This is a genomic window from Mesorhizobium sp. B2-6-2 (genome assembly GCF_006440615.1).
Taxonomy (GTDB): Bacteria; Pseudomonadota; Alphaproteobacteria; order Rhizobiales; family Rhizobiaceae; genus Mesorhizobium.
The window spans coordinates 25,604-49,926 of record NZ_VFUG01000018.1; the positions used below are offsets into that span (position 1 = coordinate 25,604).

Genomic DNA, 24,323 nt, shown 5'->3' on the forward strand with positions numbered 1-24,323 from the left:
TCGTCGGCGCGACACCTGCCGCCGGCCAGGGCGGAGGGCCGTCCCTGGCGTCGACCTCAGATCAGCTTCTCCAGCGTGATCGGCAGATCCCGCACCCTTTTCCCCGTCGCGTGGAACACTGCGTTGGCAATCGCCGGCGCGATGCCGACGATTGCCAGTTCGCCAACGCCCTTGCCCCCAAGGGCGGAGGAGTGCGGGTCGGGGATGCCGACCGAGATGGTCTGGATGTCCGGGATATCGGCATTGGTCGGCAGCATGTAGTCGGCAAAATTGCCGTTGACGATGCGGCCGTGGCGACGATCGACGATGCCTTCCTCAAGCAGCGCCTGGCCGATGCCCATGATGATGCCGCCCTTCCACTGGCTTTCCGCCAGCTTCGGGTTGTAGAGCCGGCCTGAATCCAGCGCCGACACCACGCGCGACACGCGCACCGTGCCGAAATCCTCGTCGACGCGCACCTCGACGAAATGCGCGCACCAGGAATGGCGCGAATAGTCGCCCTCGGTGTGCGGGATCGACATGGCTATCGTGGTGTAGTTCTTGTAGCGCTCTTCCGGCGTCGTGCTGGCCGGCAGCGTGTCGCCCTTGGCTTCGATTTGGTCGCGGCCGATCGCCATCATGAAGTCTGCGATCGACAGCTCCGGCACCTCGCCGCGCGGCGAGGCGATGCGGCCATCCCTCACTTGCAACGTGTTCGCCTGCAGCTTCTGGAACGGCGAGCGCGGCTCGGAAAGCGCGAGCCCGATCAGTTCGTCCAACGCCTGGCCGGCCGCCTTGTGGACGGCGCCGGTCATGACGCCGGCAAGCCGCGAGCCGCCGGTGACGCCGGCGCGGGCGAAGTGCGAGTCGCCGAGCTTTACCGACACCCGCTCCACCGGCACGCCAAGCGTCTCGGCGGCGATCTGCGCCAGGATCGTGTAAGTGCCTTGGCCCATGTCGATGGACGAGCTTTCGACTTCGACCGAACCGTCGGAAAGCAGCTTCACCACCGCCTCGCCATGCGCGCGTCGCACCGGATAGGTGCCGGCCGCGACACCCCAGCCGATGAGCTGGCGGCCGTCGCGCATCGAGCGTGGCGCGTTGCTGCGCTTCGCCCAGCCGAAGGCCTCGGCGCCGGCGGCAAAGGCCTCGCGCAACTGGCGTGTCGACCACGCCTTCTTCGCATGCGGGTCCTGCTCGGCATAATTGATCAGCCGCATCTCCAGCGGATCGATACCGAGCTCATAGGCAAGCTCGTCGATGGCGCTTTCGATGCCGAAGGCGCTCGGGTTCTCGCCAGGCGCGCGCTTTGCTCCCGGAACCACCGTATTGACCCGCACCACATTCTGCTTCGAGGAGAAGTTGGGCGTGGCATACATGATCGAGGTGACGGAGCCGAGCGGCTCGACCCACATGCCGTCGACCGCTGTCTCGTTGACGCCGCGATGCACGATCGACTGGATTTTGCCATCCCTGTCGGCGCCGATCGCCACCGTCTGCCGCGTCGCCGCGCGGCCGCCATAGGACGTAAAATTCTGCGGGCGGGTGAGCACCAGCTTCACCGGCCGGTCGAGCATCCTGGCGGCAGCCGCCGCAACTGCGCTGTGCGCCAGCGCCACCGCCTTGGAGCCGAAGCCACCGCCGATATAGGGCGAGACCAGCCGCACATTCTCGAACGGCACGCTGAACCACTCGGCATAGGTGCGCGCCATGCCGTCGAGCCATTGGCTGGGCTCCCAGATGGTCAGCTCGTCGCCCTCCCAGCGCGCGATCAGCCCATGCGGCTCCATCGCCGCCTGGAATTCGCGCGGCGTGTTGTAGGCCGCGCAGATGCGCACAGGCGCTTCGGCGAAGGCGGCTTCAGCGTCGCCCCATTCCTTGGTCATGGCGTCGATCGGGATGCCGTCGCCCGCCTTGCCGTCGCTCAGGTCGACGATGGCCGGCGTCTCGTCATACCACACCTTGACCAGCGCCGCGGCGGCGACCGCCTGCTCGAATGTCTCGGCCACCACCGCCGCGACATGCTGGCCGGAAAAGGTGACTTCGCGCACGAGCGGCGCATAGGTCGGCTGCGAGGGCGGGTTGCCGAGCCAGTCCGATGCGCCCTTCAATTCCATGATGTTGTCGGGCGTCAGTACGGCGAGCACGCCGGGCGCGGTCTCGGCCGCGCGGGCGTCGATCGCCGTCACCTTGCCGGCGGCGATCGTTGCGCCGACCAGCACCGCATGCGTCAGCCCATCGAGCTGCTGCTCGAAGGCATATTTCGCTGCGCCCGTTATCTTGGCCGGTCCGTCGACGCGCGACAGCCGACCGCCGACTGCTTCGAGACGCGCGCTGTCGGACGCGGCGTGTTTCATGTCATGAACGGTCATGCCGTCTCTCCCAATTTGAGGATGGCGCGCGCGATCACGCGCGGCGCCAGCGCAATCTTGTAGTGGTTGGCGCCATGGTCGATGGCGCCCTCCATGGCGAGCTCGGCCGCCTTGCGGATCGTGGCTTCGTCGATCGCCTTGCCTTTCAGCGCCTCTTCGACGGCGCGCGCCCGCCACGGTTTCGTGGCGACGCCGCCGAGCGCGACACGGATGTCGCGGATGGTGCGGCCGTCGCCTTCAAGCTCAAGTCCTATCGCCGCGCTTGCCGCCGCGAACTCATAGGACTGGCGATCGCGCACCTTGATGTAGGTCGAGCGTCTGGCCGCGGCCGAGCCTGGGATCTCTACTGCGGTGATCACTTCGCCGGGACGGATGTCGTGCTCCTGCTCGGTGGTGGCGCCCGGCGCAAGGAAGAAGTCCTCGACCTTGAGCTTGCGCCCGCCGAGGTCGACCTCGGCGTCGAAGGCGACGAGCGCCACGGCGAGATCGCCCGGATAGGTGGCGATGCAGGCCTCGCTCACGCCGAGCACCGCATGGCTGCGCGTCGCGCCGCCGATCGCCGAGCAGCCGCTGCCCGGCGCGCGCTTGTTGCAGGCCGGGAAATTTTGCGGATCGCGGAAATAGGGGCAGCGCGTGCGCTGCATCAGGTTGCCACCGATGGTCGCCATGTTGCGCAACTGCGCCGAGGCCGCCTGCCACAGGGCTTCCGATACGGCCGGGAAGCAGCTCTTCACGGAGGTGTGGTCGGCGACATGGCTCATCTTGGCCAGCGCGCCGATCACGGCGCGGTCGGCGGTGACATCGATGGCGTTGAGCCCTTCGATGTGGCTGATGTCGATGACGGTCGAGGGTTCGGCGACGCCGCATTTGGCGAGGTCGATGAGCGTGGTGCCGCCTGCAAGCAGCATGGCGCCGGGAAGAGCGGCGGCGTTGCGCGCGGCCTCGATATTGTCGGCGCGGAAGTAGGAAAAATCTCTCATGAGCGCAGCTCCCGTGCGGCCTGGCGGACGGCGGCGACGATGTGCGGATAGGCGCCGCAGCGGCACAGGTTGCCGGCCATGTATTCGCGGATCTCCTCGTCGGAGCCGGCATGGCCCTCGCGGATGCAGGCCACCGCCGACATGATCTGTCCCGGTGTGCAATAACCGCACTGGAAGGCGTCCTGCTCGAGGAAGGCGGCCTGCACGGCATGCAACGTGCCGTCCTGGCCGGCAAGGCCCTCGATAGTGGTGATCGAGCGCCCTTCGACTTGGGCCGCGAGCGTCAGGCAGGCCAGCACGCGCTCGCCGTCGACGTGCACGGTGCAGGCGCCGCACTGGCCCTGGTCGCAGCCTTTCTTTGTGCCGGTGAGGTGGAGCCGTTCGCGCAGCGCATCGAGCAGCGTCACGCGCGGTTCGATTTCCAGCGCGTGGGTCTGGCCATTGATGGTGAGGTTGAGGGAAAGCGTGGTGGGGCTGATGGTGACTTGGTCATTCATGGGGCGTCGGGCTCCGATTGCTGGACGCTTGAGCGGATGGAAATGGGGCTTGGGAGGACAGGGGCAAGCGTGGAAGCTGCCAATCTCTCCCCTCGTGGGGGAGATGCCCGGCAGGGCAGAGGGGGGCGCGAAGGAACGAGGCGTTTTGCGATTTATGCTCGCGGAGAGAAGTCTGCCGGAAGGGAGCGCTTGTTATCGATTGATATGTCGGCGGGACAGCGCCCCCCTCTGGCCTGCCGGCCATCTCCCCCACGAGGGGGGAGATCAAGCACTCCACCGTCTCCGCCCGTCTCCACCAACCAGGGTGCGCTTGCCGTCCTTCTCTACGTGACATATCGCTTCCCCTGGTTATATGATAAAAGCACTCCACTAAAACGGAGGTGCCTCCGTTTAGTTACGTGGGGTCTGGCCTGGCATGGTTCAACCCCCCATATTGCGTTCGGTGGAGAAAAAGGTGCCTGACCAGGAAATGACCGCTGAAGCGAAGCGCGACGCGCAGGCGCCAAAGCCGTTGCGCGCCGATGCGCAACGCAACCGCGACAGGCTGGTGCAGGTGGCGGCGCAGGCTTTCGCCGCCGATGGCGTCGACGCCTCGCTGGAGGAGATCGCCAAGCGGGCAGGGGTCGGCATCGGCACGCTCTACCGCCATTTCCCAACCCGTGAACACCTGGTCGAGGTCGTCTATCGCCGCGAGGTGGAAGGACTTTGCCACGCCGCCGAGGAACTTGCTCGTGAGCATCCTGCCGATGTCGCCCTAGAGCTCTGGATGCAGCGCTTCGTCGACTATATCGCCACCAAGCGCGGCCTCGCCACCAGCCTGCGCCTGTTGCTCACCACCAACTCGACGCTGTTCTCCGACACGTCCGGCCGCGTCTCGGGCGCCATGCGAAGCCTGATCGAGGCCGCTGCCGCCTCGGGCAAAATCCGCGCCGACGTCGACGCCTCCGATGTGATGCATGCGCTGGGCGGCATCTACTCGGCGCCGAACACACCCGACTGGCGCGAGCGGTCAGGGCGGCTGGTGAAGCTCTTGATGGATGGGCTGCGGTTCGGGGCGAGGGGCTGAGGCGCGGGAACTGCTAATCTCCCCCCTCGTGGGGGAGATGTCCGGCAGGACAGAGGGGGGCGCCGTAGAGTAGAAACGTTGGTGACCCAACCCTTAGCCTAGTTGCGACCATGCCGCATACACCTCTTCCGCCCACACATCGCAACAACGCGAAATCTATGCGCAAGGTCATGACCGACGCAGAGTTGAAGCTTTGGAATGAGCTTCGTGCCCATCGGTTGATGGGCCTGGGTTTCCGAAGGCAGTTCCCGATAGCTGGTTTTATTGTCGACTTCGCCTGTCCGGAGAAGAAGCTGATCGTAGAAGTCGATGGCTCGCAGCATAGTGATGCAGGCCGTGCTAATGCCGACGAGATCAGAACCAAGCGCTTGGAGCAAGATGGCTGGATCGTTCTACGTTTCTGGAATGACGACGTCATCCGTGACATCGACAATGTGTGCCAGCACATTGTTATAACGGCGGGATTGGCAGAGGCGACCTGAGATGCAGGCGGGACAGCGCCCCCCTCTGTCCTGCCGGACATCTCCCCCACAAGGGGGAGATCAGCAGCTTCGCCGCCGGCGCCACCAGTTCGACTGGCATTCCCCAACCCGTGGCCTACATAGTCGGCACCACCCTCCCTTCCAAAAGGAACCTCCCATGCCCGAACAGCTCAAATTGAACGACGGCGCCACCATCCCGCAGATCGGGCTGGGCGTCTGGCAGGTCGATCCGGAGATCACGGCCAAGGTCGTGCGCTGGGGCATCGAGGCCGGCTACCGGCTGATCGACACCGCCGAGGGTTATCGCAACGAGGAAGGCGTCGGCGAGGCGATCGTTGCTGCCGGCGTCCCGCGCGGCGAGCTGTTCATTACCTCCAAGCTGCGCAACGGCGCGCATCAGCGTGACGCGGCGCTGCGCGCCTTCGACGACACGATGCAGAAGCTCGGCATTGACCAGATCGACCTGTTCCTCATCCACTGGCCGGTGCCTAGCCAGAACAAATACGTCGAGGCCTGGAAGACGCTGGTCGAGCTGCAGAAGGCCGGCCGTATCAAGTCTGTCGGCGTCTCGAACTTCAACCAGGACCATCTGGAGCGTATCATCGGCGAGACCGGCGTGACGCCGGTCGTCAACCAGATCGAATTGCATCCGCGCTTCCAGCAGCGTGACAAGCGCGATTTTCACGCCAGGCACAACATCCGTATCGAGAGCTGGAGCCCGCTGGGCAGCGGCCGGCTGCTGGCCGATCCGACGCTGGAGAAGATCGCGAAGAAGCATGGCAAGTCGGTGGCGCAGGTCATCATCCGCTGGCACCTGCAGGAGGGGGTGGTCGTCATTCCGAAGTCGATCCACCGGGAGCGCATCGCCGGCAATTTCGACATCTTCGGCTTCGAATTGGACGCGGACGACATGCAGACCGTTCACGGTCTGGATTCGCCCGACGGCCGGACGGGACCCGATCCAGCCACGGCGGCGTTTTTGTTCTGAGGGCTGCGCCCCTTTTGGCGCGGCGTCGGAACCGCCAACCTTCCCACGGATGGGAAATGAGCAGTTCTGCCGACGACATGCCGCCGCTCATCCGGTGAGCGCAGAGATGGTCTTTCGGGATATCGATCCGGTGACGAAGCTTCGTATCTCGTCAACCAGACTGTCGCAATCTTCACCCCAGATCACGTGGTCTCTGCCGGCCAGCTCGACGTATCTGGCGCCTTGGATGTGGGTTGCCAAGTAACGCCCTTCCTCTGGGCGCACCCACCGATCGCCCGTCCTCTGCACGATCAGCGTCGGCACGCGGATCGCCGGCAGGATGTCGCGAACGTCGACTTCGGTACCCCAGCGCCAGAGCGCGATTGCATCGGCGGGCGAGGCCGAATTCCTGAGATAGGCGGCGAACCATTCGCGTTCGACCATATTTTCGGTCAGGCTCGGCGCTGCGTTGCTCATGTCGGCTGGCTTGCCCCATTGTCTCTCGACGGCCGCTACGTCGTCGTCCACCTGCGCCACAGTTCTGGCCCAGGGATACTCTTTTGACCAAGTGCCCTTGGCGTAGGTTCCGTTAAGCACCAGCGCGGACGTACGCTCAGGATAGGTGGCGGCGAAAAGCATGCACATCGGACCGCCCTCCGAGCTGCCGAACAGCACCGCTCGGGTGGAGCCGACTGCGTCCAGCACCGCACGCACATCCTCCATGCGCTCTTCCAGCGTCGGCAGGCCGACATTGCGGTCGGATAGACCGGTGCCGCGTTTGTCGAATCGGATCAGGCGTGAGAAGGTGCCGAGCCGCTTGAGCACATACGCGAAGCGCGGCGAGCCCCAGGCAAGGTCGAGATTGGAGACCCAGCCGGGCACGTATATGAGGTCAATCGGTCCTTCGCCGGTCACCTGATAGGCGATGTTGATTCCTGCCGATTTGACGTAGTGGGTGGTCGGTGGCATCGGCTCGCCGCCGGAAAGGCTCCCACCGGCATTTGCCCCCGAACCGGCCGCCGGCTCGGCGGCCGCAACCAGACGTGTCGAGTGAGGCGATGAACTCATCCGGCGTGTCCGCAGAGCCTCGTACAGTTGGCGCGTTTCCAATTCTGGCTGCAGCCCAAGATCTCTCTCCAGCGCCTCACGGCAGAGCTCATACTGTTTAAGAGCAAGGTTGATGCGGCCCTGCGCGGCATAGGCCCTCATCAATGCCCGGTGGATATCTTCGCGCAAAGGCTCCATTGCGAGCAGTCGCGCAGCCGTCCGCGCACAGGATGAAAGGTCGTTCGACGCGCTGTAATGCGCCACCAGCCTGTCCAGCGCTGCAACCGCGATCGTTCTCAGCCGCTCGCGTTCAATTCGAAGCCAATCTTCGAACGGCTCCTCTCTCACGCCAAGACCGTCGAGCAGGTCGCCGCGGTAGACGGCGAGTGCCTGCTCGAGGTGTTCGGGCGACGATCCTGTCGCAAGCGTCTCGAACCGGGCGACATCGAAGTCGATCTCGTCGAGATACAGGCCGACACTGACGCCGTCTGTCAGAAACCGTCCGCTGCCGCACTTGCGCATGGCCTTTCGGATGGCCGAAACGGCTTGCCTGAGGCTCATCCGGGCCTGGGTTTCGCCATTCAGGCTCCAGAGCAGGGCGGCCAGCTTCTCGCGCGATTGTGCCTGTCCGGCTTGCAGCGCGAGATAGGCCATCATCGCCCGTGCCTTGCGGCTCAAGGTTGGAGCAGCCGCGGCAGTACCGGCGAGATCAAATCCGCCCAGAAGATAAAGATGAGGCCCTTTCATTGAGTTCAGCCCCGGCCACGATTATGGCAATTCTTTCGCTTCGCCCCTGGCAATTCAACCGCTATCTGTCCCAAGCGGTCTTTTTCACGTTTCGATCACGCTGCCATCTCCAACTTTATCACGGTCGCGCCAGAGAGTTGGCCGAACCTGAAACGTGGGAGAACCTCAATGCTGCCATTCAGCCCGGCCGACTGGCCCTTCCGGCAAGATGACGGTTTCTGCCGGCCCCAAGGCAACCCACCCGCAGTCTTTCGTCACGACATCGCCCAGGCGCGGTACTTGGAGCGGCAGTTAGCTCAACGGTTGCCCGGCGCTTCCCAGGATAAGTCTACCAATGCTCGTAAGCAGGCTTTTTGCCGTGGCAGCGTCGGCCCGTGCAGCGCTCTCTCGCCGGCGTGCCGGGCGAGGACCCGCCTCGTTTCGGTTTTGAAAGCCGGCCTTCCGAGCCACGGCGGGCTTCACCTTAAATTCCCTCTCCGTCCACCAGCGGCACGTCATCTCCCTCCCAGGGGCTCGGCATCGTCCCGCGCCCGGCGGTGGGCAGCGGCATCCAGCATCTGAGTTCCGGTTCTGCATATTCGACGATGCGGCCGGGCGAAGAGTCCGACGCCCGCCAGCCTTCCTCGCCGAACTGGTCGGCGCGCGACCAGTAGGCCATGTCGACCTCGGCCGGTCCCTGCTCGGAGGAGCGCACCGTCACCAGGATGCGGCTGCCGTCCCGCGGCGCGCTCGCCATGTTGCGCCACTGTTCGGTCTCGTCCATGCGATCTCCTCCTGCTGAACCAATTCCAGAAAACCGGCCGTCGCAATAGTCGCCGCCCGCCGGGGAGGGGTCAACCCGAACTTGGAGCGCGACAGGCAATTCATTCACAGCTAATATGTCATTGGCCGCAGTCGGACAGACGACGATGGATGATGGATTGCTGTCTCCGGTGACCCGTCTCGGGCCGGTCCATCTCAAGGTGACCGACGTGCCGGCGGCCTTGAATGTCTGGCGCGACGCGCTTGGGTTGGCACTGCTTGGCGAGGACGCCACCATGGCGGAGCTTGGCGCCGGCGGCCGGACGCTGATCGTGCTCCATGCCGGCGCGGAGGCACCGCTGCCGCAGAAGTCTCGCGATCTCTTCCACGTCGCCATCCATATCACCAGCCGCCGCGATCTCGCGCATACAGCCGCCCGCCTCAAGGCATCTGGCTTGCGGTTCAGCGCCCAGGATCATCTGGTTTCGGAATCGCTCTATGTCTCCGACCCCTCCGGTAACGGCATCGAGATCTGCTTCGACACGCCGGAGCGCTTGCTGCGCCGCGAAGTGTCGCCCAATGGCCGCGTGACGCTGATTGCCACCGACGGCAGCGCGCATTCGGGGCTCGAGCCGCTGGACGTGTCGGGGCTGCTGCGCGACCTCGGCAACTCCGGCCATATCGAGCCGAAGATGGCGCAGGATGCCTTTATCGGCCACATCCATTTGCGCGCGCGCGCGCCCGAGATGCTGATGAAATTCTATCTCGGCGTGCTCGGCTTCCGGCCGCATATCCAGTCCCGGACCTTCGGCATGTTCGACTGCGGCACGGAGCGCCGCGCCCATATGGTGGCCTTCAACATCTGGGCGCGCGACGAGCTGCGCGAGCCGCCGCCGGGTGCGGCCGGCCTCGACCATTTCACCATCGAGCTTGGCTCCGCGCAGGAGCTCGCCGCCGTGGAGGGCAGGCTCGAAGCGGCCGACATACCGGTAAAAAGGGACGGTCGCGTTATCTCGACCGCCGATCCGGAAGGCAACCGGCTGCGGTTCGTGGTACAGGGAGATTGAGCGCAACCGCTTGAAGATGGGAAGAAGTGGAGGAGGGGGAAATGTCGCTGATGGTGATTGGAGCCGGCTTCGGCCGGACCGGCACGGATTCGATGCGCGAGGCGCTGACCATGCTCGGTTTCGGTCCTTGCCACCATATGTCGGAGGTAATGGCGCATGAGGAGCAGAAGCGGCTCTGGCGGGCGCTGGCCAGGGGCGAGACGCCCGACTGGTCCCAACTCTTCGCGGGATATAGATCCTGCGTCGACTGGCCCTCGGCGCACTATTGGCGCGAACTGATCGAAATCTATCCGCAGGCGCGCGTCGTCCTAACCTGGCGTTCGCCCGAAAGCTGGTGGGAGAGTTTCGAAAAAACCATCCTGCCGGCGATCGTCGGCAGCACGGACCAGGACTCGCTCGGCATCGCGCTCGTCGCCAAGCAGGTCTTCGGCGGCCGCCCGCAGGATCGCGCCCACGCGATCGCGATCTATCGGGACAATGTCGAGGCGGTGCTGAATACCGTGCCGGCCGAACGTCTGCTGGTCCACAAGCTCGGCGACGGCTGGGTGCCGCTTTGCGCCCATCTAGGCGTTCCCGTGCCGGACGAACCCTATCCCAGCCGCAACACCACGCAGGAGTTCCGGTCGGCGCTGTCGCTGCAGTGAAGGGAGTAGGGGAGTAGGGGAGTAGGGGAGTAGGTCAAGAGTCTCAGGCCACGTAGACGCCGCGAACTCCCATCGCTAACATCCTCACTATTCACTATTCACTATTCACTACTGCCCTACTCCCGTCCCTCACACATGCACGTCGCCAAAGGACAGCTCCCCGTCATCGGCGCGGACCAGGAACGCCGCGGCGAGCAGCGCGAGGTAGCAGCCGGCCACGCCGCACACGACGACGACGCCGGGAATTGGGCCGAGCGTCGCCACCCGGAACGTGTCGACGAGCGAGGCGCCGAAGCCGATGGGAGAGCCTTCGCGCGACAGGCTCGGCGTGGTGATCTTGAGGATCCAGGCAAGCAGCAGGATCGTGTACATGAAGATGTAGTTGCGGCGCAGCCGGCGGATCAGCGCCGCGCGCTGTGTGATCAGGAAACGCGGCGAGCGCAGGCCTTCGCCGAGGATCGCGAGCCAGTTGGAAGCATAGTCCGGTTGTGGCGAAAAGATCTGCGCGAAATAATAACGCTCGAACTGCCGCACACGGGCGCGGTAGACGTCGAAAAAGCGGTAGCGCCTCGCCTCGATCCACAAAAGCAGCGTGATCAGGAGCATGGCGAACAAAAGCACGCCGTGATGCGCGCTGGGCGTCGACAGCGATACCGACAGCATCGCCGCCACCACCGTGATCGCCCAGTTGCTGGTGCGGTCGAGCCGGTCGCGCCAGCCGGCCATGCGCGCGATCTCGGCGCGGTGGAAATGCGACAGCGTCGTGGTGAATTCAGGGGAACTGAGCTTCAGCGCCAGTGTGTCGGAAGCGCGCGGCGGTGCGGCCTTCTCGGTGGATCTTGCCGGCGCAGCCGCCTCTGTCGACCTTGCCACAGCTGCATCTGTGGATTTTGCGGCATTCGTCTGGGACATTCTGCCGAGCGCCTCCCACCGCCATGGCCGGCCGTCCTCGCCTCGACATCGACCGACCACACCCCTCTCGCTTCAACGTGCGGCCGGCCGTAATGTTCCCGCCTTTTCAGGCGGATAAGTCAGGATGCAAGTGGGGGGACACCACCGTTCGCGCGTCGCGGAAAGGGCAGCACATCTGCGATCGGCCTGGCATGCTGGGCTGCCGCCACTGCCTCGATCACAAGGTCGAGCGCCGCAAGCGCCGCGCGGCTCGTTTCATCGTCGCCGCGCAGGTAATGGCAGGCCCGGTCGAGGTGCAGGTGGGCGGCGGCAAAGTCGCTTTTCATTAGCTTCTCCTTATTGCCCGCCACGGCGCGAACATCGCCGAGTCGCTTTACCGGGAAGCAAAAATCCGTGGTGGCATTTGATTAGAATTGTAGGAAACGGCGCCGGAACTGCTGATCTCCCCTCTTGTGGGGGAGATGCCCGGCAGGGCAGAGGGGGGCGCCGTAGAGCACCAACTTCTGCCTGTCTCTCTTGCTCCATTCCCATGCCGGACCTGCAGATGTTAACGCTTCTGGCTGTGAAGCCGCGTTCCTTCGCGCCCCCTCTGTCCTGCCGGACATCTCCCCCACGAGAGGGGAGACTGGCAGCTCCGACAACCGTGCAACCGAACCACCGGCCAAACCGTTATGACGCGAAATCGAGGGGAGACAGCTTGTCCAAAATACCCAATCGGCGCCGGTCGGTCGTGTTAGCTGCCGTCGCGCTTCTGCTGATGCCCGTCGTCGCCTTCGCCGCCGAAAAGACCGGCATGTCCTCGGAAGGCATTTTCGTCGCCGAACTCATCCTACTCCTTGTCGTCGGTCGCGGCATCGGCGAGGTGTTGGAAATACTGGGTCAGCCGGCGGTGATGGGACAGCTGATCGGCGGCATCCTGCTTGGGCCTTCGCTGCTCGGCTGGGTCTGGCCGGCGGCCGAGCGGCTGGTCTTTGCCGGTGACGCCTCGCAAAAGTCGATGATCAACGCCATCGCCCAGCTCGGCGTGCTGATGCTGCTCCTGCTCACCGGCATGGAAACGGATCTGCGGCTCGTGCGCCGCGTCGGCCGCGCCTGTTTTTCCATCTCGGCTGCCGGCGTGGCGGTGCCCTTCGCGCTCGGCTTCATCGCCGCCCAGTTCATGCCGGCCACGCTGCTTGCCGCCGGCAGCGAGCGCATCGTTGCCGGGCTGTTCCTCGGCACCGCGCTCTCCATCTCCTCGGTCAAGATCGTCGCCATGGTGGTGCGCGACATGAACTTCATGCGCCGCGACCTTGGCCAGATCATCGTCTCGTCGGCCATCATCGAGGACACGATCGGCTGGGTGATCATTGCCATCACCATCGGCATCGCCACCAAGGGGCGCATCGAGATCGGCGGCCTCGCCTTCATCATTATGGGCGTCGCCGCCTTCATGGCGTTTTCCTTCACACTCGGGCGCCGCATCGTCTTCGATGCCATCCGCTGGACCAACGACACCTTCCGCTCCGAATACGCGGTCGTCACCGTCATCCTCGCCATCATGGGCGCCATGGCCTTGATCACCGATCTGATCGGCGTGCACACCGTGCTCGGCGCCTTCGTCGCCGGCATCTTGGTCGGCGAGTCGCCGATCCTGTCGCGCCACATCGAAGGGCAGCTGCGTGGCATCATCACCGCCCTTTTCATGCCGGTGTTCTTCGGCGTCGCCGGACTATCCGCGGACCTCACCGTGCTTCTCGATCCTCAGCTTGCGCTGCTGACGGTAGCGCTGGTCATCATCGCCAGCATCGGCAAGTTCGGCGGCGCCTTCATCGGCGCCGAGGTCGCCGGCATGAGCCGCGCCGAAGGCGTCGCGGTGGGCTGCGGCATGAACGCGCGCGGTTCCACGGAGGTCATCGTCGCCTCGATCGGCCTATCGATGGGCGTGCTGTCGCACAACCTCTTCACCATGATCGTCACCATGGCGGTCATCACCACCTTGGCCATGCCGCCGACATTGCGCTGGGCCCTGCGCCGCCTACCGATGGGCGAGGGCGAGCAGAAAAGACTGGAGCGCGAGGACATCGACCAGCGCGGCTTCGTCGCCAATCTGGAGCGGCTGCTGGTGGTGGTCGACGAGGGTATCGTCGGCCGCTTCGCCGCCTATCTCGCAGGCGTTATCGGCGCCGGCAAGCCGACGACGGTGCTGCATTCCAGCGGCGAGATCGATGCCGAGCCGACCGAAGGGTTGCATCTGGAGGAAATCGAGAAGGGCGCCGAGGACAGCCGTGAGGCGGCGAAGCAAGGTGACGAGACGCCGGTGCGCGAAGCCCCGGTCACGCGCCGCCAGCATGAGGAGCTCTCGGCCGAGGCTGTCATCAAGGAGGCGCGCAAGGGCTACGGCATGCTGCTCGTCGGCCTCGGCCGCGCGGTCACCTCCAAGGGGGCCTTCTCGCATCGGTTGAACGAGGTCGCCGGCGCGTTCGACGGGCCGCTCTGCCTGGTGTTGAAGCCGGCCACCGCCGGCCGCCAGATGCCTCGGCTCGGCCCGCGATCGGGCAAGATACTGGTGCCGGTCAACGGCACGGCGGTTGCCCGCCGCGGCGCCGAACTGGCTTTGGCCGTCGCCGCCGTCACCGGCGCGCGCGTCAAGACACTCTATGTCGCACGGACCGGCCGCGACGAGCTGCGCGACACCGTCTCGCACCGCCGCAGGGAAGCCGTGCTGAAGGACATCGTCGCGCTTGCCGACCGCTACGGCGTCGAGATCGAGACGGCGATCCGCAGCAGAGCCGCCGCCGCCGACGCCATCACCCGCCAGGCCGGCCGCAACGTGGCGCTGATCGTCATGGGCGTGGCGCGGCGCCAGGGCGAGGAGCTGATCTTCGGCGAGACGACGACGGCCGTCCTGCGGCGCAGCCCATGCCCAGTGGTGCTGATCTCCGACGAGCGGGTCAAGCGCGACGAGAGCGACCGCGAGGCGGTGCGCACGGGCACGGGAACGGGCTGAGGCCGCTGGCTCAGGCGCAGAAATCGGCAGACCATGTGAAGCCCCTCACAGGCTGATGCCGGATCGCCGTATATCCCCCGCGTCAAGCTGGCTCGGAGATGCGAGAATGACGCTTGGCGATCTGTCCTTCTATCTGTTCACCTTCTTCAACGGCCTGCGCGTCGTCTCCTACCTGCCGCAGATCCTGCGCGTGGCCGGCGACGAGAACGGCGCCTCGGCGATCTCCTACACGACTTGGCTGCTGTGGACCGCCGCCAATGCCACGACAGGGCTTCATGCCGGCATCAATCTCGGCGATCCGATGCTGGCGGCTATCAACTGGCTGAACGCTGTCTGCTGCGCGCTGGTGATCGCCCTGACGGCCTGGAAGCGGCGCCGTGGGTATCCTACCGGCGAAGTTGCCGTGACCCGTCCGATGTCGACTGCCTTCATGATCGACAACATGTGCTGATATCGCTTGGACCGGGAGAAATGCTTCGTCTCGGTGAAGCAGTCTAGATCGGCGTGCCGATGGCGATATCGAACCGCCATGCCGCCTCCGTGCCGACGGCCAGCCCGACTATCAACGGCACCAGCGACTTCCAACCGCAAAGGTCGATGATCAGTTGTGGCAGCGTCAAGATCACACCGGCCATGCCCGCCGCGTGCATGGTGATGGCGAACAAGACCGCGATCGTGAACCACATACCAGCCGCGGCGGGCCAATGGTTGCCAAGCGAGACAAGGAATATGGCACAAACCCCTATGAGGGCGCCTGCCGCCAGTTTCGGCACAAGACTGAGCAACCAGGAGAGCGGGCCTGGAACGCCGTTGCGAAAAGACGCCGCGCCGGCGAACGGGTTCATCATGTTCGGCTGATGCAGCAGCACATTGGCAACGACCTCCCTGGTCGATTCTTGCCGCCATGCGGCATGAAGCAGCGACACCATCCTTGCAATGTGGAGCAGTGACAGGCCGTTCAGCGACATGACAAGCACCACGGCGATCGCCAGCGGCACGTCGACCCCCGCGACCGATATTTTTGCATCCTCCGACGGGGTCGGTTTTGTTGCCAGCGAATAGGCGGCAAAGCCGATGCCCATCAAGAGCGGCACCGGCACGGTGAGTGTCGATACGGCGGAGTCGAGATAGGCTTTTGCGTCGGCCGCAACTTCGTCATTGAGAGCTTTTGCAGCTGTCGGCGCCGGGTCCATTTCCATCATTGCCACCGCAGTCACCCGCTCGAGGCCGGGCTCGAAGAATAAATTGCTATCACGACGGCTACAAGGGTTTCGCCGGCCTATCTGGAACGCCTGCGCAACACAGGTCGGCAGACCACAGCGGCAGAACTCGCGCCATCCCGCGTCGCCGCCCGCCAGTCGCTGAACCAGGAACTGCGGCCGCCTTCCGTCGGGCGGCCGCTTCCGATCATCTTCACGCCATCTGCAGCTTCTGCCGGCTGGGCTGCGGCGGGAAGGCGATCGCGATCCCGGCCGCGCCCAACCCGATCAGCGCCGAGCCGATGAACAGCCAGTGATAGCTGGCAGTGGCGTCGTAGATCATGCCGCCGGCAAGCGGCCCGAGCGACATGCCGAGGCTGGAGAGCATCGTTGCCGCGCCGAGGATGGTGCCGATGATGCGCAGGCCGAAATATTCGCGCGCCAGCACCGCGTAAAGCGGCATCACGCCGCCATAGGTGGCGCCGAAGATGACGGCCAGAAGGTAGAACTGCTCGAGCTGGCCGACGGTGAGATAAGCGGCGATCACTAGGCCTTGGATAGCAAGCCCGGTGACCAGCACAGGCTTGACGCCCAGCCGGTCGCCGAGCACGCCGTAGAGCACGCGGCCGCCAAGGCCGGCCAGCCCCTCGACGCTGTAGATCGACACGGCCGCCATCGGCGCCACACCGCAGGACATGGCATAGCTCACCATGTGGAAGATCGGGCCCGAATGCGCCGCGCAGCAGGCGAAGAAGGTGAGGCCCAGCACGATGAATTGCGGCGAGCGCAGCGCCTGGCCGACGCTCATGCCTGGATCGCCGGTGACGGGCGCCGGCGTGCCGTCGCTGGCTGCGACCGCCGCCGGTGGCTGGCGCACCAGCAAGATGGCGGGCAACAAGAGCACCCAGGCCATGACGCCGATGTCGAACATGGCGGTGCGCCAGTCATAGGCGGTGATCAGCCAGCGGGCGAAGGGTGAGATGGTCATCGGCGCGACGCCCATGCCGGCCGAGACCAGCGAGACGGCGAGGCTGCGATTGGTGTCGAACCAGGCGGTGGTGAGCGCGATCATCGGCGCGAAGAAGGCGCTGGCCGCCAGCCCGACGATGATGCCGTAGCTGAGCTGGAAGACCAGCAGCGAGGTGGCGCGGCTCGCCACCACCAGCGACAGGCCAAGCAGGACCGCGCCCGCAAGCACCACAGGCCTGGCGCCGACCCGGTCATAGATCGCGCCCCAGGCGAAGCCGCCCAGACCCATCACCAGGAAATTCAAGGTCATGGCGCTGGAAATGCCGGTGCGCGACCAGTTCGTGTCAAGCGATATCGGCTCCAGAAAGATCGCCAGCGAAAACATGGCGCCGAGCGCCACGCAGGTCATCAGCGCGCCGGCCGCGACGATGACCCAACGATAGGAATGGTTCATGGTTCTGCTCCCATGCCGAAAGGCATCCTGTTTGATGCGGCACGGTTTTTCCAGTCCACCGGGCCGTCTGCGTCCGAAGGACGCCGGGGCGGGAGCCGATCCTACAATCTGGTTGCATTTTTTATCCGGATTTTTTGAGGGGCCGATTTTGTTGGTCCGGGCGCTGTCCCGCCCGTGGCTGAAAGTGTCAGCAGCCGGCAGTACCCGTCATTGACCGCTCGCCAGCCCCATCTAGATTTCACCCTCTCAACCAGGAGCATCCCATGGAACTCTATCGCGGCCGGCTCATCGATCACCTTCACCTGGTGGTGCGCGACATTGAGGCCAGCCGGCGCTTCTACAGCAGCCTGTTCGAAGTGCTGGGCATCCCGATTGGCGGCGGCGCTGAGGACCATTTCTGGGCCGACGAGCTGTTCGTCTCGACCCCCGACAGCCGTTCCGCCCAAGGCGTGCTCACCGGCCGTCACCATCTCGCCTTCCAGGCGAAGGACCGCGCCATGGTCGACGCCTTCTACCACGCCGGGCTCGCCGCCGGCGGCAAGGACAATGGCGCGCCGGGCGAACGGCGCTACCACCCCGGCTACTATGCCTGCTTCCTGATCGACCCTGACGGCAACAACATCGAGGCGGTGTTTCATGGGCCGGCCAAGCGGAGCGCGGATGCGGTGGTGGTAAGTTTCTGAGGCCTATCGGCGCCAGAACGGTTTAGCGAGCTCCTCCCGCACCTCGTCCATGGTCAGACCGATATCGCCGATCAGATATGGCGTATAGCGCGCCTTGAGCGCCAGTTCCTCGCGGAAGCAGGCTCGTTCGTGCCACACGGCCAAAAGGCCGACCACCCCGGGATGACGCGTCAAGCTTTCTCCGGCCGGCGGGTAGCGGAGGTCGAGCCGCATGGCGCCGTAAAAATCGGAAATCGTGTTCAATATTGGTTTCATCGTCGGCTCCTTGGAAAAACGGCCCTCATCGAGGGCACGCCGGGAGCCTGACCCGCCACGCTCGGTCGATCCATCGGCTGCATGCAGTGTTTTGGGTCCTGCATTTGTAGTATTTTGCGGGGGGCGGGGCGTTGATAATGTCGCCGTCCGCGGGCAGGAATCGAGATGAACCACGACGCTGCGTCCATACCGGCCGCGCTTTCAGCGCGCCAGCCTGTGCCGGCCTTGTCCGAGCGCGAGCGTGCGGTGGCGGAAAGGTTCGCGGCTGGCCTGACCTATCGCGAGATCGGCGAGGCGCTGTTCATCGCGCCATCCACCGTGCGCACCCATCTCGCCGCGATCTACGAAAAGCTCGGCGTCCGCAGCAAGGTCGCGCTTGCCATGCATATCAACGCCGTCACAGCCATGCCGGCCGTGCCCGACACTTCGCCGGTACTTGCAATATTTCCCGTCGAATGCCTGAGCGCCGACGAGCAATGGCGCCGCTTTGCTCGCGGGCTGTCATCCGACATCACCATCGACCTTGCGCGCTACGCGGATCTGCCGGTCATTGCCTTCCACACCATGAAGGCGCTGGGCAGCAAGCCGGCCGATTTCGCTGCCGACGGCAAGGCCCTGGGCGCTGCCTATCTTCTGTCTGGTCAGTTGCGCGCCGACACCCAGCGAGTGCGGCTTACGATGGAGCTGGCCGATGCGCGAACCGGCGTCAGCCTGTGGAGCGAACGCTTCGACCGGTCCGTCGAGGACATCTTCGCGCTGCAGGACAGCCTGACCGAAAGCGTGATCAACGTGCTTGCCGGCTGTTTCGGAGCGATCGCCACGGTCGGCCGCAATGCAATCCTTCGCAAGCCGCCGGCCAGCCTGCGCGCCTATGACTGCTATCTGCTGGGCGTCGAGCAGCACAACACCTTCAGCCGCAGCGGCAACAGGGAAGCCATCAGGCTGTTTTCACGCGCGCTCGAACTTGACCCGACCCTGGTCAAGGCCTGGACCGAACTTGCCTACGCCTATTCGATCGAGGCGTGCAATGGCTTCGGCGACAATCTGAGTGCCTCGATCGCCAAATGGCGCTGGGCGGCCGAGAATGCGCTGCGGCTCGACCCGAGCGACAGCACTGCGCACAACTGCTTCGGCGATCTCATGGGTTGCCTGGGCGATTTGGAGGCAGCTGAAAGGGCGCACCGGCGCGCCTTCGAATGCGGTTCCAACCATGCCGACACGCTGGCGCTGCTTGCCGGCAGCAAGGCGCTGGTCGCCGGCGATCCGGCGGAAGCCATCCCGCTCATCGAGCGCGCCATGCGACTCAATCCGCTTAGCCCGCCCTGGTATTTCGGCATGCAGGGGCGCGTCCTGTTCACGGCCGGCAGGCACCGGGAAGCCATAGCCGCGCTGCGACGGAGCACGCCGGATTCGCCGCACGTGCTGATCTTCCTGATGCTCGCCCATGCGAAACTAGGCGAAGGTCGCGAGGCCGCAGCCATCGCGGACCGTCTGCGCACCGAATTCCCCAGCTTCTCGGTCGAGGGCTTCATCTCTGGCTATCCGGTCAGCAATCCGGGCGCCGCGCGAGCCATCCGCGAAGCGGCAAAGTTGGTGCCGCTCTGTTAGCCACGGTCACAAGCCCGACGTCAGGTGCCAAGCGCGAAAGCGCTTCTATTCCTTCACCGCGCCGGTCATCGATGAAACATAGTGTTCGACAAAAAAGGAATAGAGCACCACTACCGGCAGCGACCCGATCAGCGCGCCGGCCATGAGCGCGCCCCATTCATAGACGTCAGAGCGAACGAGTTCGGTGAGCACGCCGACCGGCACCGTCTTCTTCTCCGAAGACTGGATGAAGGTCAGCGCATAGATGAACTCATTCCAGGACAAGGTGAAGGCGAAGATGCCGGCCGAGATCAGACCGGGAACCGACAGCGGCAGCACTATCTTGGTGAGGATCTGCCAGCGGCTCGCGCCATCGATGAGCGCGCATTCCTCCAACTCGAAGGGGATCGAGCGGAAGTAGCCCATCAGAAGCCAGGTGCAGAACGGGATGAGGAAGGTCGGATAGGTGAGGATCAGTGCGAACGGCGTATCGTAAAGACCGAGATTGAACACCATCACCGACAGCGGAATGAACAGGATAGAAGGCGGCACGAGATAGGCGAGGAAGACGGCGAGGCCAACCTGCCGTGCCCCCGAAAACCTCAGCCGCTCGATCGCATACGCAGCAAGCACGGCAGCCGCCAGCGACAGGAAAGTTGCGGCGGTCGAGATGATGATCGTGTTGAGCAACCAACCTGGATAGGATGTCTCGAAGAGCAGGTAACGGATGTGCTCCAGCGTCGGATGCACGACCCAGAACGGATTGTAGTTCACATAGTCGGTCATCTCGATATTGGGCTTAACCGCGGTGATCGTCATCCAGTAGAACGGGAACAGGAGGACGATCAGAAACACCAGCAGCGGCAGGTAGACCGTCACCACCCGCCGCGGCAGGCTTTGCAGGTAGCCCATGCCGCCTTCGTCGGTGTCCAGGCGCTCGACTTCCTTGATCGCGGCCATGTCAGTCTCCGCCGCCTTGCTGCCATCTGCGCCGTTGCAGTCCGAAATAGCTGAACAGGATCGCGGCCAGCAGGAAGGGAATCATGGCGACCGCGATTGCCGCGCCTTCGCCCAGTTGGCCGCCCGTAATACCGCGCTGGAAGGACAATGTCGCCATCAGATGCGTGGCGTTCACCGGCCCGCCGCGGGTCAGGACATAGATCAGCTGGAAATCGGTGAAGGTGAACAGGACCGAAAATGTCATGGTGATGGCTATGATCGGCGTCAGCAACGGCAGGGTCACGTAGCGGAACAGCTGCCAGCGGTTGGCGCCGTCGAGCGTAGCGGCCTCGTAGAGCGATTGCGGAATCGTCTGCAGCCCGGCAAGCAGCGTGATGGCGACAAAGGGAATGCCGCGCCACACATTGGCCGCGATGACCGAGGCGCGCGCATTGGTCGGGTCACCGAGAAAATTGATGCGGTGGTCGATCAGACCCATCTGCTGCAACGCCCAGGACAGGATCGAAAACTGCGAATCGTAGATCCACCAGAAAGCGATGGCCGACAGCACTGTCGGCACCACCCAGGGCAGCAGCACGACGGCGCGGAAGAACGACTTGAAGGGCAGCTTCTCGTTGAGGATGAGAGCCAGCCAGAGGCCGAGCACAAATTTTAGGATCGAAGCGCTGACCGTATAGAGCAGCGTGTTGAACACCGAGAGCCAGAAGACGCTGTCGCTCCACAGATATTCGTAGTTCTCGACGCCGATGAAGATGCCCGGCCGGCCGATGCGTGTGTCCGTGAAGCCGAGCCAGATGCCGAGCCCGAGCGGATAGGTGAGAAAGACCAGGAGCAGCGCCGCCGCCGGCAGCATGAAGCCGAAGCCGAGAGCGTTCCTGCTTTCGGCGAGCCTCGAACGGATCGACGGGCGCGTCTCAACGGCAACGGACGGCACGGCCATGGCGCGGGCTCCTCGTTATGCGGGTGGAACTGTGGCTGACCGCGCTTGGCTTGGGTAAGCCGCAAAGCGCGGTCATCCTGCTTCAAACTGCGCCAGGATCAGACGCGGTAGTAGCGATTGGCGCGTTTTTCGGCCTCCTCCATGGCTTCCTGCGGCGTCGCCTGGCCCGTCACCGCCTTGGCGAACATGTCCACCAGCACGTAGTCAGCCATTGTCGCGGCGGATGCATAGCCGAGCGGCCCGGCATAGCCGTTGGGGCGCAGCGTCGCCGAGGCTTTCGCATAGGCTGCATTGTTAGGGTCGGCCTTCCAAACCGGGTTGTTGTCGAAGGCTTTCAGCGTTTGGCAGCAATAGCCCGCCGACGAAGTGATCCAGTCGGACATTTGCGGGTCCTCAAACATGAACTGCAGATAGGCTTTGGCGGCATTCGGATAGGGCGTGTAGTTGAAGATGACGGCCGTGGTCACCTGGAAAAGCTCGACCGATTTCCCGACCGGCCCGATCGGCATGTTGGTCGTGCGGATGTCCTTGGCGATCTCGGCCAGCTTCGGGTCCTTGTCCTTGTTGATCTTTGCCGTGTTGTAGGCTGAGATGCCGTTGGCGATCACGCTCACTTCCCCGGCCAGGAATGCGCGGTTGTTGTTGACGTCGAGCCAGCTTTCGGTGCCGGGGATGAAGGTCTTGTAGAGCTCCTGCGCATACTGGATCGCCTTGAGCGTCTCCGGACTGTTGATCGTCACCTTGCCGGCTTCGTCGACCATCTGGCCGCCGTGGCTCCACAGCAGCCAATGCGCGTAATTGTTGCCGTCGCCGACGCCGTGGCCATGGGTGAAGCCGGCGGGATGGCCTTTCGCCTTCAACGCCTTGCAAAGTTCGAGGAAACTGGCCGTGTCCTTTGGGAATTCGGAGAAGCCTGCCTCCTTGACCCAGCTTTCGCGGTAGACGATGGCGTTGCCGATGGTGGCCAGCGGCAAGCCGATGAACTTGCCCTCGCGCGTCGCATATTGTTTCGGGCCGTCGTACCAGCCGCCATACTTCTTGCCGAGATAATCACCCAGTTCCGTTACATCGAGCAGCTTGTCGGGATACTGGTGCGGGTCGTCGAACCAGACGAACATCAGGTCGGGGCCGGAGCCGACATTGGCGGCGACCGCCGCCTTGGGACGGATGTCTTCCCAGCTTTCCTTGTCGACGCGCACCTCCACGCCTGTCGCCTCGGTGAACCGCTTGGTATTCTTCAGCCACTGGTCCTCGTCGCCCTGCACGAAGGGCGACCAGCGCAGCAGCCTGAGCTTGGCGCCTTCCTCGGGCTTGTAGGTCACGCCTTCCTGGGCGAACGCGCTCGAGCCGACGAAGCGGCTGCCCAGGGCTCCGGCCGCCGCGGCTGCGGTCGTGCGGATTACATCGCGTCTGGTGAACTTCATACTCGTTTCCTCCTATTGCTCTGCCGTTGCCTGGTTTTTATCGCGCCGTCTCGATTCGCTTGCCGGTCTCGCCGTCGAACAGGTGGATCGGACCGGGGTCGACCGACAGCCGAATGGTTTCTCCCGGCGCGAAGGAATGGCGCTCACGGAAATTGGCGACGATGTCCTCCCCGCCGACCGTGCGGCCGATGATCTGCACTTCCGACCCGGTCGGCTCGATCACCGCCACCTTGACTGGAATGCCGTCGTCGGCCAGCCGCAGATGCTCGGGTCGTACTCCGAGCACCATGGCTTCGCCGTTGCCGATGGAGGGAGATTTCGGCAAAGGCACGGAAATGCCTCCCGCGCCCCTGAACGACGGTGGGCCGTCATTGGCGAATGCGCCCTTGAGCAGGTTCATGGCAGGCGAGCCGATAAAGCTTGCCACGAACAGGTTGTTCGGCCGGTCGTAGAGCTCGAGCGGCGGTCCGATCTGCTCGACGAGGCCGTCATGCATGACCACGATCTTGTCCGCCATGGTCATGGCCTCGATCTGGTCGTGGGTGACATAGACCGTCGTGGTCTTCAGCCGCTGGTGCAGCTCCTTGATTTCGGCGCGCATCTGCACCCTCAGCTTTGCGTCGAGGTTCGAGAGCGGCTCGTCGAACAGGAACACCTGCGGATTGCGCACGATTGCCCGGCCCATCGCGACCCGCTGGCGCTGGCCGCCCGAAAGCTGGCGCGGATAGCGCGACAAAAGCGGCACCAGCCCGAGGATTTCGGCCGCCCGCTTCACGCCCGAATCGCTTTCAGCCTTCGGGACACCCTTGAGCATGAGCGAGAACGCCATGTTCTCGGCAACCGTCATATGCGGGTAGAGCGCGTAGTTCTGGAAGACCATGGCCACGTCGCGCTCCTTCGGCGCAACGTCGTTCACGATACGGCTGCCGATCGAGATATGGCCGCGCGAGATTTTTTCCAGGCCTGCAATCATCCTGAGAAGCGTCGATTTCCCGCAGCCTGAGGGCCCGACCAGCGTGACGAACTCGCCGTCGTCTATATCGACGCTAACGCCATGCAGGATCTGGGTGGTCCCGAACGATTTGTAGACATCGCCAATCGCGACAGACGCCATCGAACTCCTCCCGATGGTCCCTGCGAATCTCGCGGGAGCCGTTCCAATCAAGGTGTGGCTGAAACGGATGCCGGCAAGCACCCACCACTGGCGTCGGCGACGTTTGCCCCAGCCCCCGGGTCACGCGACTGTGAAACGGTAGCGCTACCACATCCGCCTGTAAAGCGGCGGCGCGCCTTGCTTACTTTTGTCATTGAAGACAGTTGGGCAAAGGCTGCCCTGAAGCGAAGTGGATCCAGCCGGTCGCC

General features: G+C 64.3%; 23 protein-coding genes. 9 read left to right on the plus strand and 14 right to left on the minus strand.

All coding sequences use genetic code 11. The annotated features are described in order from the left end of the window. Positions 1-56 precede the first annotated feature (56 nt). Genes FJ419_RS25155 through FJ419_RS25165 form a run of 3 tightly spaced genes read right to left on the minus strand, consistent with a single transcriptional unit; the run spans position 57 to position 3,828 of the window. Positions 57-2,351 (minus strand): xanthine dehydrogenase family protein molybdopterin-binding subunit, encoded by a 2,295-nt coding sequence (locus FJ419_RS25155; RefSeq protein WP_140699533.1) that lies wholly within the window; start codon positions 2,349-2,351, stop codon positions 57-59. Then, positions 2,348-3,331, minus strand: coding sequence for a xanthine dehydrogenase family protein subunit M (locus FJ419_RS25160; protein WP_140699535.1), 984 nt, complete (start codon positions 3,329-3,331; stop codon positions 2,348-2,350). The genes FJ419_RS25155 and FJ419_RS25160 overlap by 4 nt, the downstream gene beginning before the upstream one ends. Then, a complete protein-coding gene (locus tag FJ419_RS25165; protein WP_181170804.1) occupies positions 3,328-3,828 on the minus strand; it encodes a (2Fe-2S)-binding protein in 501 nt (166 codons plus the stop codon). The genes FJ419_RS25160 and FJ419_RS25165 overlap by 4 nt, the downstream gene beginning before the upstream one ends. 469 nt (positions 3,829-4,297) lie before the next feature. On the opposite strand from FJ419_RS25165, the gene FJ419_RS25175 reads away from it, so the two are divergent. The 3 genes from FJ419_RS25175 to FJ419_RS25185 all read left to right on the plus strand — a co-directional run bounded on the left by FJ419_RS25175 (position 4,298) and on the right by FJ419_RS25185 (position 6,364). Further along, positions 4,298-4,894, plus strand: coding sequence for a TetR/AcrR family transcriptional regulator (locus FJ419_RS25175; RefSeq protein WP_140699701.1), 597 nt, complete (start codon positions 4,298-4,300; stop codon positions 4,892-4,894). Positions 4,895-5,004: 110 nt separating this feature from the next. Next, positions 5,005-5,376: an endonuclease domain-containing protein gene (locus FJ419_RS25180; protein ID WP_140699541.1), complete on the plus strand. Its 372-nt coding sequence runs from the start codon at positions 5,005-5,007 to the stop codon at positions 5,374-5,376. Between the two features lie 157 nt (positions 5,377-5,533). Further along, entirely contained in the window at positions 5,534-6,364 is an 831-nt protein-coding gene (locus tag FJ419_RS25185; RefSeq protein WP_140699544.1) for an aldo/keto reductase, read from the plus strand. Between the two features lie 87 nt (positions 6,365-6,451). Here FJ419_RS25185 and FJ419_RS25190 read toward each other — a convergent pair whose 3' ends face one another. After that, the gene (locus tag FJ419_RS25190) at positions 6,452-8,137 is read right to left on the minus strand and encodes an alpha/beta fold hydrolase (RefSeq protein WP_140699547.1); all 1,686 of its coding nucleotides are present in this window, start codon (positions 8,135-8,137) and stop codon (positions 6,452-6,454) included. A gap of 463 nt (positions 8,138-8,600) precedes the next feature. Beyond that, on the minus strand, positions 8,601-8,900 hold the full coding sequence (locus tag FJ419_RS25195; protein WP_095768322.1) for a hypothetical protein: 300 nt from the start codon (positions 8,898-8,900) through the stop codon (positions 8,601-8,603). Between the two features lie 145 nt (positions 8,901-9,045). On the opposite strand from FJ419_RS25195, the gene FJ419_RS25200 reads away from it, so the two are divergent. Then, positions 9,046-9,945 carry a VOC family protein gene (locus FJ419_RS25200; RefSeq protein ID WP_140699551.1) on the plus strand — a complete coding sequence of 300 codons (900 nt, stop codon included), beginning with the start codon at positions 9,046-9,048 and terminating at the stop codon, positions 9,943-9,945. 41 nt (positions 9,946-9,986) lie between these two features. Next, the gene (locus FJ419_RS25205; RefSeq protein WP_140699556.1) at positions 9,987-10,589 is read left to right on the plus strand and encodes a sulfotransferase family protein; all 603 of its coding nucleotides are present in this window, start codon (positions 9,987-9,989) and stop codon (positions 10,587-10,589) included. 129 nt (positions 10,590-10,718) lie between these two features. On the opposite strand, the gene FJ419_RS25210 is transcribed toward FJ419_RS25205, so the two are convergent. Together FJ419_RS25210 and FJ419_RS25215 are read right to left on the minus strand one after the other, a co-directional pair. Beyond that, on the minus strand, positions 10,719-11,387 hold the full coding sequence (locus FJ419_RS25210) for a DUF2270 domain-containing protein (protein ID WP_224632366.1): 669 nt from the start codon (positions 11,385-11,387) through the stop codon (positions 10,719-10,721). A 233-nt stretch (positions 11,388-11,620) separates the two neighbouring features. Beyond that, entirely contained in the window at positions 11,621-11,827 is a 207-nt protein-coding gene (locus tag FJ419_RS25215) for a hypothetical protein (RefSeq protein WP_140541617.1), read from the minus strand. Between the two features lie 404 nt (positions 11,828-12,231). Between FJ419_RS25215 and FJ419_RS25220 the strand changes: the two genes are divergently transcribed. Further along, on the plus strand, positions 12,232-14,490 hold the full coding sequence (locus FJ419_RS25220) for a cation:proton antiporter (RefSeq protein ID WP_348642829.1): 2,259 nt from the start codon (positions 12,232-12,234) through the stop codon (positions 14,488-14,490). A gap of 106 nt (positions 14,491-14,596) precedes the next feature. After that, on the plus strand, positions 14,597-14,941 hold the full coding sequence (locus FJ419_RS25225) for a hypothetical protein (protein ID WP_140699559.1): 345 nt from the start codon (positions 14,597-14,599) through the stop codon (positions 14,939-14,941). 43 nt (positions 14,942-14,984) lie between these two features. On the opposite strand, the gene FJ419_RS25230 is transcribed toward FJ419_RS25225, so the two are convergent. Next, on the minus strand, positions 14,985-15,698 hold the full coding sequence (locus FJ419_RS25230) for a hypothetical protein (RefSeq protein WP_140699562.1): 714 nt from the start codon (positions 15,696-15,698) through the stop codon (positions 14,985-14,987). Between the two features lie 205 nt (positions 15,699-15,903). Next, entirely contained in the window at positions 15,904-17,112 is a 1,209-nt protein-coding gene (locus tag FJ419_RS25235; RefSeq protein WP_140699565.1) for an MFS transporter, read from the minus strand. 263 nt (positions 17,113-17,375) lie between these two features. Here FJ419_RS25235 and FJ419_RS25240 point away from each other — a divergent pair, with 263 nt between their 5' ends. Further along, positions 17,376-17,795 (plus strand): VOC family protein, encoded by a 420-nt coding sequence (locus tag FJ419_RS25240; protein ID WP_140699568.1) that lies wholly within the window; start codon positions 17,376-17,378, stop codon positions 17,793-17,795. A gap of 3 nt (positions 17,796-17,798) precedes the next feature. Here the strand turns inward: FJ419_RS25240 and FJ419_RS25245 are convergent, their stop codons facing one another. Beyond that, a complete protein-coding gene (locus FJ419_RS25245) occupies positions 17,799-18,050 on the minus strand; it encodes a hypothetical protein (protein ID WP_140699571.1) in 252 nt (83 codons plus the stop codon). A 165-nt stretch (positions 18,051-18,215) separates the two neighbouring features. Between FJ419_RS25245 and FJ419_RS25250 the strand changes: the two genes are divergently transcribed. Next, a complete protein-coding gene (locus FJ419_RS25250; RefSeq protein ID WP_140699574.1) occupies positions 18,216-19,658 on the plus strand; it encodes a LuxR C-terminal-related transcriptional regulator in 1,443 nt (480 codons plus the stop codon). 45 nt (positions 19,659-19,703) lie between these two features. On the opposite strand, the gene FJ419_RS25255 is transcribed toward FJ419_RS25250, so the two are convergent. The 4 genes from FJ419_RS25255 to ugpC all read right to left on the minus strand — a co-directional run bounded on the left by FJ419_RS25255 (position 19,704) and on the right by ugpC (position 24,075). Continuing rightward, positions 19,704-20,597 (minus strand): carbohydrate ABC transporter permease, encoded by an 894-nt coding sequence (locus tag FJ419_RS25255; protein ID WP_140699578.1) that lies wholly within the window; start codon positions 20,595-20,597, stop codon positions 19,704-19,706. Position 20,598: 1 nt separating this feature from the next. Next, positions 20,599-21,537, minus strand: coding sequence for a sugar ABC transporter permease (locus FJ419_RS25260; RefSeq protein WP_140699581.1), 939 nt, complete (start codon positions 21,535-21,537; stop codon positions 20,599-20,601). 98 nt (positions 21,538-21,635) lie between these two features. Continuing rightward, the gene (locus FJ419_RS25265) at positions 21,636-22,961 is read right to left on the minus strand and encodes an ABC transporter substrate-binding protein (protein ID WP_140699586.1); all 1,326 of its coding nucleotides are present in this window, start codon (positions 22,959-22,961) and stop codon (positions 21,636-21,638) included. Positions 22,962-22,998: 37 nt separating this feature from the next. Beyond that, positions 22,999-24,075 (minus strand): sn-glycerol-3-phosphate ABC transporter ATP-binding protein UgpC, encoded by a 1,077-nt coding sequence (gene ugpC / locus FJ419_RS25270; RefSeq protein ID WP_140699591.1) that lies wholly within the window; start codon positions 24,073-24,075, stop codon positions 22,999-23,001. Between the last annotated feature and the right edge of the window lie 248 nt (positions 24,076-24,323).

What these genes read in the sequence shown, in the direction of transcription:
- FJ419_RS25155 (WP_140699533.1), bottom strand. Translation starts at nt 2,351, where the DNA reads ATGACCGTTCATGACATGAAACACGCCGCGTCCGACAGCGCGCGTCTC.
- FJ419_RS25160 (WP_140699535.1), bottom strand. Translation starts at nt 3,331, where the DNA reads ATGAGAGATTTTTCCTACTTCCGCGCCGACAATATCGAGGCCGCGCGC.
- FJ419_RS25165 (WP_181170804.1), bottom strand. Translation starts at nt 3,828, where the DNA reads ATGAATGACCAAGTCACCATCAGCCCCACCACGCTTTCCCTCAACCTC.
- FJ419_RS25175 (WP_140699701.1), top strand. Translation starts at nt 4,298, where the DNA reads ATGACCGCTGAAGCGAAGCGCGACGCGCAGGCGCCAAAGCCGTTGCGC.
- FJ419_RS25180 (WP_140699541.1), top strand. Translation starts at nt 5,005, where the DNA reads ATGCCGCATACACCTCTTCCGCCCACACATCGCAACAACGCGAAATCT.
- FJ419_RS25185 (WP_140699544.1), top strand. Translation starts at nt 5,534, where the DNA reads ATGCCCGAACAGCTCAAATTGAACGACGGCGCCACCATCCCGCAGATC.
- FJ419_RS25190 (WP_140699547.1), bottom strand. Translation starts at nt 8,137, where the DNA reads ATGAAAGGGCCTCATCTTTATCTTCTGGGCGGATTTGATCTCGCCGGT.
- FJ419_RS25195 (WP_095768322.1), bottom strand. Translation starts at nt 8,900, where the DNA reads ATGGACGAGACCGAACAGTGGCGCAACATGGCGAGCGCGCCGCGGGAC.
- FJ419_RS25200 (WP_140699551.1), top strand. Translation starts at nt 9,046, where the DNA reads ATGGATGATGGATTGCTGTCTCCGGTGACCCGTCTCGGGCCGGTCCAT.
- FJ419_RS25205 (WP_140699556.1), top strand. Translation starts at nt 9,987, where the DNA reads ATGTCGCTGATGGTGATTGGAGCCGGCTTCGGCCGGACCGGCACGGAT.
- FJ419_RS25215 (WP_140541617.1), bottom strand. Translation starts at nt 11,827, where the DNA reads ATGAAAAGCGACTTTGCCGCCGCCCACCTGCACCTCGACCGGGCCTGC.
- FJ419_RS25225 (WP_140699559.1), top strand. Translation starts at nt 14,597, where the DNA reads ATGACGCTTGGCGATCTGTCCTTCTATCTGTTCACCTTCTTCAACGGC.
- FJ419_RS25235 (WP_140699565.1), bottom strand. Translation starts at nt 17,112, where the DNA reads ATGAACCATTCCTATCGTTGGGTCATCGTCGCGGCCGGCGCGCTGATG.
- FJ419_RS25240 (WP_140699568.1), top strand. Translation starts at nt 17,376, where the DNA reads ATGGAACTCTATCGCGGCCGGCTCATCGATCACCTTCACCTGGTGGTG.
- FJ419_RS25245 (WP_140699571.1), bottom strand. Translation starts at nt 18,050, where the DNA reads ATGAAACCAATATTGAACACGATTTCCGATTTTTACGGCGCCATGCGG.
- FJ419_RS25250 (WP_140699574.1), top strand. Translation starts at nt 18,216, where the DNA reads ATGAACCACGACGCTGCGTCCATACCGGCCGCGCTTTCAGCGCGCCAG.
- FJ419_RS25255 (WP_140699578.1), bottom strand. Translation starts at nt 20,597, where the DNA reads ATGGCCGCGATCAAGGAAGTCGAGCGCCTGGACACCGACGAAGGCGGC.
- FJ419_RS25260 (WP_140699581.1), bottom strand. Translation starts at nt 21,537, where the DNA reads ATGGCCGTGCCGTCCGTTGCCGTTGAGACGCGCCCGTCGATCCGTTCG.
- FJ419_RS25265 (WP_140699586.1), bottom strand. Translation starts at nt 22,961, where the DNA reads ATGAAGTTCACCAGACGCGATGTAATCCGCACGACCGCAGCCGCGGCG.
- ugpC (WP_140699591.1), bottom strand. Translation starts at nt 24,075, where the DNA reads ATGGCGTCTGTCGCGATTGGCGATGTCTACAAATCGTTCGGGACCACC.